Genomic DNA, 8,385 nt, shown 5'->3' on the forward strand with positions numbered 1-8,385 from the left:
GTTGATTTTGGTGTCATGCTTCGGCTGCGCGGACGCCAGATGAGCAAAACATCAATCGCATTCTTAGCCTTAGCTACTCCGACCAGTTCACCAAAGCTTTCTACGATAAACCAAGCATCGGGCGCGCAGTTACGTTTACGCTCCTATCCATCCTCCATTCATCCTTTCCCCATGCCCGACCTCCAGCAACAGATTATTCTCGTCACCGGCGCCACTTCTGGCATCGGCAAAGTCACGGCCACCGAGCTGGCCAAAATGGGCGCCCACGTGGTACTGCTGGCCCGCAACGCCGATAAGGCCGCTGCCACCCAACGCGAAATCCAGGCCGCGGCCGGCCACGACCGCGTCGACGTGCTGCTGGCCGACCTCGCCGACCTGAGCCAGGTGCGCCGGGCCGCCGCCGAGTTTGCCGCCCGCTACCCCCGGCTCGACGTGCTGGTGAACAACGCCGGGCTGATTTTTGGGGCCGCGCGCCAGCTCTCCCCCGACGGCTACGAGCTGGGGCTGGCCACCAACCACCTCGGCCCGTTCCTGCTCACGGCCCTGCTGCTGGACCAGTTGCGGGCCAGCCCCGCCGCCCGCGTGGTCAACGTGGCGTCGATGGCTTATAAATTTGCCAAGCCCAACCTGGCCGATGCGCAGTCGGCCCGGAGCTACAGCGCCCTGCGCGTCTACGGCAACACCAAGCTCTACAACATCATGTTCACCCAGGAGCTGGCCCGCCGCCTGCGCGCCCACGGCGTCGCCAACGTGACCACCAACGCGGTGCACCCCGGCGCCGTGGCCAGCAATTTCGGCGACAGCGCCGGCGGTTGGCTGGGCACGCTCACGCAGCTGGCCCGCCCGCTCATGCTCTCGGTGGAGAAAGGGGCCGAAACCAGTATTTTCCTGGCCTCGGCCCCCGAGGCGGCGGCCGTCAGCGGCGGCTACTTCGCCAAAAAAAGGGCCGAACCCGTGCAGCACAGCTTCAACTCCCCCGAGCACGCCCGGCAGCTGTGGAAGTTGAGCGAGCAGCTGACGGGCACCCAGTTTCTGGCGTAATTAACGGGCCAATTCGTTGCAATAGCTTCTTGCCGCTCATGCCCAGCTCTGCCGTCGACCTCGCTGCCTACACCGCCCGCATCGGCTACCACGGCCCCCTCGCGCACTCCCTCGAAACCCTCGTGGGCCTGCACCGGGCGCAGGCATTCAGCATTCCGTTCGAAAACCTCGACCTCCACCGCAACCGCCCCATTGCCCTCGACCCGGCCAGCCTCCAGCGCAAGCTCGTTGCCGAGGAGCGGGGCGGCTACTGCTACGAGCTCAACGGGCTGTTTCGGCTGGTGCTGCTCGAACTGGGCTTCTCCGTGACGGGCCTGGTGGGCCGCAACCTGATTGCCGGCCACCCGCTGCGGCCCCGCGCCCACCAGGTGCTGCGGGTGGAGGCCGCCGGCCACTCCTGGCTGGCCGACCTGGGCTTTGGCACCAACGGCCTCATCGAACCCATTCCGCTGGTGGCGGACGCGGAGAGCCACCAGTTTTTTGACCACTACCGCCTGCGGGCCGCGCCGCACCACAACTATCATTTGCAGCTGCAAATCGGGGGCGAATGGCAGAGCCTGTACACGTTTACCCTCGATGAGGCCCAGCCCAGCGACTATCAGATGATGAATTTCTTCTACTCCCAGTCGCCCGATTCGCCGTTTCGCAAGCAGCGCATCTGCACCCGCGCCGCCCCCGACTTCCGCGTCAGCCTGGTCGACCGGGAGCTGAAAATCCGGCGGGCCGACGGCATCACCACCGCCCAACTGCTCACCGACGCTGCTTACGAGCAGGCCCTGGCCACGTATTTCGGCATCCGGCTGCCGGTGGCGGCTATTTAGCCGGGGCCGGGTCGACAGCGTCGGTGAAGACTCTCCAAACGGGTGGTCAAAGGCAACGGAGTGCCGGGCGCGGCACAGCATCACGCGCGAGTCCCTGGACCGTTGAACCACTTCGGCACGCGAGACGCCGCGCCGCGCCCGACCCAACAACCCGTTCGCGGCGGGACGACCCGTTGGGCCAGCGCCTTCAACCAGCGACCGGACTCGGCAATGCCGGGTGCAGCGCCCGCCACTCGTCTTCCAGAATGCCCATCTCCACCAGGCTCCAGTAGTCGTCGCCGTGCTTCACCACGTCGCGCAGCACGCCTTCTTGCCGAAAGCCGCACTTGAGGTAGCAATTGATGGCGGCGTGGTTGAAATCGTACACGCCCAGGCTGATGCGGTGCAGCCGGAGGTCTTCGAAGCCGATGCGCAGCAGGGCCCGCACCATGCCCTGGCAGATGCCCCGGCGGCGCTCGCTGCTGTTGCCCACCAGCACGCGGGTGATGCGCCCGGCCCGGTCGCGCTGGCTGATGCCGCCCAGCGAGATGTGCCCCACCGTGCCGCCGGTCTTCGAATCCACGGCTTTGTAGATGAAGACGTCCGGGTCGTGCACGTTGTTGGAGCCTTCCACGTACCACGTCAGGCCGGCCTCGCTGAGGGGAAACGAGAACATGGAGCCGCTCCATTCTTTCATCAGCCGCTCGTCGTCGACCCAGGTCATGAGTTGGGCAAAATCGGCGGCGGTGAAGGCTTCTAGTTTAATCATGAGCGCGGCGGGTTCGGCTTTCAAAGGCGTGACGAAGAAGCCCGCAAGGTAGTGAGGGAGTCGGCCTATCGGTGCGGCGCGTCCAGGTTGTTGCTCGTCGCGTGGGGCGCGGAAGCCCGGCCCGGCACCCCACGCGACGAGCATAACGGCCCTTTATGCTTCCAATTGCAGCGCCTGCCGGCTGCGGGCGCGCACGGCGGCCGTCAGGGCGGGGTCGTCGGCCAGGTGTTTGCCAAACGAGGGCACCAGCGCCCGAAATTGAGCCTGCCATTCGGGCGAGGCGGCCCGCTCGGGGAAGCACTGCTGCACCAGGTCGAGCATGATGGCCACGGCGGTGCTGGCGCCCGGCGAGGCCCCCAGCAGCGCGGCGATGGAGCCGTCGGCGGCCGTCACCATCTCGGTGCCGAATTCGAGCACGCCGCCTTCCTTCTTATCCTTTTTGATGACCTGCACGCGCTGCCCGGCCACGGCCAGCTGCCAGTCGGCGGGGTCGGCGCCGGGGTAGTACTCGCGCAGGGCGGCGGTGCGCTCCTCGGGCGACTGCAGCACCTGCCCGATGAGGTACTTGGTCAGGCCCAGGTTGCGGGCCCCGGCGTAGAGCAGCGGCCGGATGTTGCCCAGCTCGATGGATTTGAACAAGTCGCCGTAGGAGCCCTGCTTCAGGAACTTGGTGCTGAAGCCGGCGTAAGGCCCGAATAGCAGCTCCTGCCGGCCGTTGATTTGACGGGTGTCGAGGTGGGGCATCGACATGGGCGGCGAGCCCACGGCCGGCTTGCCGTAGACCTTGGCCTCGTGCCGGGCAATCACGGCGGGGTTCTGGCACTTGAGCCACTGCCCGCTCACGGGGAAGCCGCCGAAGCCGGCCGCCTCCGGGATGCCCGACTTCTCCAGCAGCGGCAGCGAGCCGCCGCCGGCCCCGATGAACACGAACCGGGCCCGCACGATGCGGCTCACGTCGAGCCCCAGGTAATTCACCTTGAGGCGCCAGATGCGGTCGTCCTTCTGCCGGAAGTCCTCCACCTCGTGGTTGAGGTGAAACTCGACGCCGGGCAGCGCCCGCAGGTGCCGGAACAGGGCGCGGGTGAGGGCACCGAAGTTGACGTCGGTGCCGATGGCCATGCGGGTGGCGGCCACGGGCGCCGCCGGGTCGCGGCCGTCCATCACCAGCGGTATCCAGGCGGCAATCTGGGCGGGGTCGTCGCTGAATTCCATGCCTTGGAACAGGGGCGAGTGCAGCAGGGCGGCGTGGCGCTTGCGCAGGTACGCCACGTTGGCCGCGCCCCACACGAAGCTCATGTGCGGGATGCTCTGGATGAACGAGGCCGGGTCGGGCAACTGGCCGGCCTGCACCAGCGAGGCCCAGAACTGCTTGCTCAGCTCGAACTGCTCGGCAATCTTGTCGGCTTTGGAAATATCAATGCTGCCGTCGGGACGCTCGGGCGTGTAGTTCAGCTCGCAGAAGGCCGAGTGGCCGGTGCCGGCGTTGTTCCAGGCGTCGGAGCTTTCGGCGGCCACGGCGTCGAGCCGCTCAAACACGGCAATGGTCAGGGCGGGGTCGAGGGCCTTGAGCAGCACGCCGAGCGTGGCGCTCATGATGCCCGCGCCGATGAGCACGACGTCGGTGACGGGTTTGGCGGGGTCGGGGGCAGTTGGGGTCATCGCAAAGAAGAAGTTAAGGAGGGAAGGGCCAAAAGCCATACGGCAGACCGCGGCCCGGGGCTGCTGGTTGGCGAAAAAACCACCGCCCTACCTTGCGCCCGCAAACCACCTCCCGCTCCCCCGTGCCCGACCTCGACCTGCCGCTGCTGCCCCTGCCCACCCGCGCCGACCCGGCCGACGCCGCCGCGCCCCGGCTGCTGGTCATCTACACCGGCGGCACCATCGGCATGGCCGTCAACCACGCCGGCGAGCTGGTGCCCATGCAGTTCGGCCGCCTCGATCGCAAGATGCCCGAGCTGGCCCGGCTGCTCTTTCGGCTGGAGCTGGTGAGCCTGCCCGCGCCCATCGACAGCAGCAACGTGACGCCCGCCGACTGGCTGTTCCTAGCCGGGCTCATCGGCCGGCACTACGCCGACTTCGACGGCTTCGTGGTGCTGCACGGCACCGACACCATGGCCTACTCGGCGGCGGCGCTGAGCTACGTATTGGAGCACCTGGGCAAGCCGGTGGTGTTCACCGGGGCGCAGGTGCCGGTGGGCGCCAGCCGCTCCGACGCCCAGCGCAACCTGGTCACGGCCCTCGAAATTGCGGCCGCCCGCCACCCCCGGGCCCGCACCGTGCGGGTGCCCGAGGTGTGCGTGTTCTTCAACGACGTGCTCATCCGCGGCACCCGGGCCAAGAAGGTGGAAAGCCAGCAGTTCGCCGCCTTCAAGAGCGAGAACTATCCGCCGCTGGCCCGCGCCGGCATCGCCCTGGAGTTTGCCGACAAGAGCATCCGCCTGCTGCCCGGCGCCCGCCTCAAGGTGCACCAGCACCTCGAAACCGGCGTGGCGGTGCTGCGCCTGTTCCCGGGCATCACCGAGGCCGTGGTGACGGCCGTGCTCGGCATTGCCGGCCTGCGCGGCTGCGTGCTCGAAACCTACGGCTCGGGCAACGCGCCCACCGCCCCCTGGTTCCTGGCCTGCTTGGCCGCGGCCCGGGCCCGCGGGGTGTGGCTGCTCAACGTGAGCCAGTGCGAGGAGGGCCGCGTGGTGCAGGGCCAGTACGAAACCAGCGCCCACTTCGCCGACCTGGGTGTGCTCGGCGGCGACGACATCACCACCGAAGCGGCCGTGACCAAGCTCATGTTCGTGCTCGGCCTCGGCCTGGGCGACGACCGCACCCGCCAGCTGCTCACCCAGGACCTGCGCGGGGAAATCACGCCGTGAAAGCAGTGATTAATGGTTAGTGTTTAGTGATTAACGGTTGGTTGAAACCCATTATTTGTTTGTTCGGTCGGGACGGCCGCTCCGCCAACCAAGTGATTGTTTCGCGCGCACCAATCATTAATCACTAATCACTAACCGTTAATCACTAATCACCGCCCTATCTTTGCCCCACAAACCACCATCCTTGAGGGGTGTCCGAGTGGTCGAAGGAGCACGCCTGGAAAGTGTGTATGGCTCAAAAGGTCATCGTGGGTTCGAATCCCATCCCCTCAACGAAAAGCCCGTTTCTACTAAGGAAACGGGCTTTTTTATTCTGCTGGTCACGACGGCACTTGTTGGCAACGGATGTTTTAGCGCAGCACCATATCCTTCATTGTGATGAGGTACTCGTGCGTGCCCGCGTCGTGGCGGATGGTGTACTTGGTGGGGTAGTACTTGCCGGTGGCCTCGTGGGCCGCGGGCTGCTTGATGGCTTGCTCCACGCCCACGGCCGGCACCAGCATGGCCTTGGTCAGCATGGGCTCCAGGAAGGTGACGTGCCCGTCATAGGTGCCGTAGACGAAGGTGTGGGTGAACGTGCCGCCGGGCGCGTACTCGGGGCTGGTGGGGTCCACCCAGTGGCGGCCCATCATGGGGCTGGTGCGCGCAGGGGCCGCGTTGGGCGCCGTGACGTAGCCCGTGGGCAGCAGGCCGGCGGCCGGGAAGATGTCGCCCTTGGGGTCGTCGAGGGTGATGGTGTGCTGCGCGGCCATGGACTGCAGGTAGAAGTGCACGTCGAAGTGCGGGGCCGAGTAGGTCGGGGCCGGGTCGTGGCCGAGCGGGTTCCAGCCGAGGGAAATGTGGTCGAAGGGCAGCTGCCCGGCAGCGGCGCTGGGGGGCAGGGCCACGTCGAACATGGGGCTCACCGCCGCCGTGGGCAGGCCCGCGAGGGCAGATTCGGTGAGGGCGAGGCCGATTTCGGCGGGCTTGCCGGCGGCATCGGCCGCCACAAAGCCGCGGGCCGAGCCGCCGCCCACCTGCACGGTGGGCCCGTAGGCCACCGACGGCTGGGCGGGGGCTGAGTCTTCGGTTTTGCTGCAAGCTAGGAGCAGCGGCAGGCCCAGGGCCAGCAACGCCGCCGGACGGGACCAAACGGCCAATGGCCGCGCGAAAGATGTGAGCATGGTGGGGTGAACTAGCGCGGAAGCACCGTTGCTCACCGCATAATAAATATAGTTAAATATTAATTAATATAATTAAATTTAATCATTGAAATCTTTAAGATAACCGGTTCCTGTGGTGGGCCCGGGAGGCGGCCCGCCGCGGGCCCCGCACCCCGCCACCTGCCCGCGAAACCCCAAAAACCCGCTACCTTGCCCGGCGTTTCCACCACCCCCCGCGCCGCTCCCCATGACCCCATCCCCGACCCTGACCGCCCCGGCCCCCGTCGAAAAAGACAACAAGCGCATCACCCGCGGCTGGACGTTCTACGACTGGGCCAACTCGGTGTACCCGCTCGTGATTACGAGCAGCATCTTCCCGATTTACTGGGGCAGCGTCACGAAGGACATCAACCCGACCGACGTGGTGAGCTTCTTCGGCTTTCAAGTGCCGGGCTCGTCGCTGCTGACGTACGCTATTTCGTTTGCCTTTTTGCTCATTGCCCTGGTCAGCCCGTTTCTCACCTCGCTGGCCGACTTCTCGGGGCGCAAGAAGCTGTTCCTGCAATTCTTCTGCTACCTGGGGGCGGCGGCGTGCGCGGGGCTGTTCTTCTTCACCAAGGATACGCTCACGCTCTCCACGTTCGTGTTCATCGCGGCCACGGTGGGCTTCAGCGGCAGCATCGTGTTCTACAACTCCTACCTGCCCGAAATCAGCAGCGAGGCCAAGTACGATTCCCTCTCGGCCCGGGGCTTTTCGATGGGCTACGTGGGCTCGGTGATTTTGCTGGTGACGTGCCTGGTGCTCATCACCTTCAACGAAACCTTCGGGCTGACCAAAGGCTTCGCCACCCGCCTGAGCTTTCTGCTGACGGGTTTCTGGTGGGCGGGCTTTGCCCAGATTCCGTTCGCGACGCTGCCCGCCGACCCCGGCCGCCCCGCCGGGGCCGCCGCGGCCGACGCCGGCTGGCTGCTCAACGGCTTCCGCGAGCTGGGCAAGGTCTGGGACCAGCTCGCCGGCCTGCCCAATCTCAAGAAGTTTCTGCTGGCCTACTTCACCTACAACATGGGCGTGCAAACGGTGATGTACGTGGCCACCATCTTCGGCGACAAGGAGCTGCACCTCGAAAGCACGGCCCTCATCGTCACCATCCTGCTGCTGCAAGTGGTGGCCATCCTCGGCGCCTACCTGTTCGCCAAGCTCTCCGAGCGCATCGGCAACACGCGGGCCCTGAGCTACTCGGTGGCCATCTGGGGGCTGATTTGCGTGGCCGGCTACTTCGTGCAGGCCGGCTGGAGCTTCTACGCCCTGGCGGCGGTCATCGGCCTCACCATGGGCGGCATCCAGAGCCTGAGCCGCTCCACCTACTCCAAGATTATCCCCGAGAACACGCCCAACACCGCCGCCTTCTTCAGCTTCTTCGACGTGACCGAGAAGCTCTCCATCGTTATCGGCACGGCCGTCTTCGGCCTCATCGCCCAAATCACGGGCTCGATGCGCAACAGCATCCTCTCGCTGATTGTGTTCTTCGTGCTGGGCTTCGTGTTTCTGCTCACGCTGCGCGGCAAGAAGCTGCGCGAGGACGCGGCCCCCGCCCCGGCCGCTTTTCCCAGCTCGCCGCCATTGACAGTACGAAATGAAGGATGAGAAAGAAATAATTTAGAGGGGGCCGACAAGGCGAGAGGTGCCGCTCAACACCCGCGGCCTGTATAAAAACAAATTAATTGTGACAGAACCCCGCCGGCATGTGCCGGCCGCGCGCCACATC

At 65.9% G+C, this 8,385-nt stretch carries 7 protein-coding genes and 1 tRNA gene; 5 read left to right on the plus strand and 3 right to left on the minus strand.

Annotated elements, in window-relative coordinates; genetic code table 11:
- Positions 1 to 171: 171 nt before the first annotated feature.
- A complete protein-coding gene (locus RMO51_RS07620) occupies positions 172 to 1,041 on the plus strand; it encodes an SDR family NAD(P)-dependent oxidoreductase (RefSeq protein WP_310393498.1) in 870 nt (289 codons plus the stop codon).
- A gap of 38 nt (positions 1,042 to 1,079) precedes the next feature.
- On the plus strand, positions 1,080 to 1,862 hold the full coding sequence (locus tag RMO51_RS07625) for an arylamine N-acetyltransferase (RefSeq protein WP_310393499.1): 783 nt from the start codon (positions 1,080 to 1,082) through the stop codon (positions 1,860 to 1,862).
- A 187-nt stretch (positions 1,863 to 2,049) separates the two neighbouring features.
- Here the strand turns inward: RMO51_RS07625 and RMO51_RS07630 are convergent, their stop codons facing one another.
- On the minus strand, positions 2,050 to 2,610 hold the full coding sequence (locus tag RMO51_RS07630) for a GNAT family protein (protein ID WP_310393501.1): 561 nt from the start codon (positions 2,608 to 2,610) through the stop codon (positions 2,050 to 2,052).
- 153 nt (positions 2,611 to 2,763) lie between these two features.
- Positions 2,764 to 4,269, minus strand: coding sequence for a malate dehydrogenase (quinone) (gene mqo, locus RMO51_RS07635; protein WP_310393502.1), 1,506 nt, complete (start codon positions 4,267 to 4,269; stop codon positions 2,764 to 2,766).
- A 122-nt stretch (positions 4,270 to 4,391) separates the two neighbouring features.
- Here mqo and RMO51_RS07640 point away from each other — a divergent pair, with 122 nt between their 5' ends.
- Positions 4,392 to 5,477 carry an asparaginase gene (locus tag RMO51_RS07640; protein ID WP_310393504.1) on the plus strand — a complete coding sequence of 362 codons (1,086 nt, stop codon included), beginning with the start codon at positions 4,392 to 4,394 and terminating at the stop codon, positions 5,475 to 5,477.
- A gap of 185 nt (positions 5,478 to 5,662) precedes the next feature.
- A tRNA-Ser gene (locus RMO51_RS07645) sits at positions 5,663 to 5,750 on the plus strand.
- A 77-nt stretch (positions 5,751 to 5,827) separates the two neighbouring features.
- Here RMO51_RS07645 and RMO51_RS07650 read toward each other — a convergent pair.
- A complete protein-coding gene (locus RMO51_RS07650) occupies positions 5,828 to 6,640 on the minus strand; it encodes a DUF5602 domain-containing protein (RefSeq protein ID WP_310393506.1) in 813 nt (270 codons plus the stop codon).
- Positions 6,641 to 6,866: 226 nt separating this feature from the next.
- On the opposite strand from RMO51_RS07650, the gene RMO51_RS07655 reads away from it, so the two are divergent.
- A complete protein-coding gene (locus tag RMO51_RS07655) occupies positions 6,867 to 8,264 on the plus strand; it encodes an MFS transporter (protein WP_310393508.1) in 1,398 nt (465 codons plus the stop codon).
- Positions 8,265 to 8,385: the final 121 nt, after the last annotated feature.

The sequence above is a fragment of the Hymenobacter sp. genome, from assembly GCF_031398885.1.
GTDB lineage: Bacteria > Bacteroidota > Bacteroidia > Cytophagales > Hymenobacteraceae > Hymenobacter.

Excerpts from the sequence above, each read along its gene's own strand:
- RMO51_RS07620 (WP_310393498.1), top strand. The coding sequence starts at position 172 with ATGCCCGACCTCCAGCAACAGATTATTCTCGTCACCGGCGCCACTTCT.
- RMO51_RS07625 (WP_310393499.1), top strand. The coding sequence starts at position 1,080 with ATGCCCAGCTCTGCCGTCGACCTCGCTGCCTACACCGCCCGCATCGGC.
- RMO51_RS07630 (WP_310393501.1), bottom strand. The coding sequence starts at position 2,610 with ATGATTAAACTAGAAGCCTTCACCGCCGCCGATTTTGCCCAACTCATG.
- mqo (WP_310393502.1), bottom strand. The coding sequence starts at position 4,269 with ATGACCCCAACTGCCCCCGACCCCGCCAAACCCGTCACCGACGTCGTG.
- RMO51_RS07650 (WP_310393506.1), bottom strand. The coding sequence starts at position 6,640 with ATGCTCACATCTTTCGCGCGGCCATTGGCCGTTTGGTCCCGTCCGGCG.
- RMO51_RS07655 (WP_310393508.1), top strand. The coding sequence starts at position 6,867 with ATGACCCCATCCCCGACCCTGACCGCCCCGGCCCCCGTCGAAAAAGAC.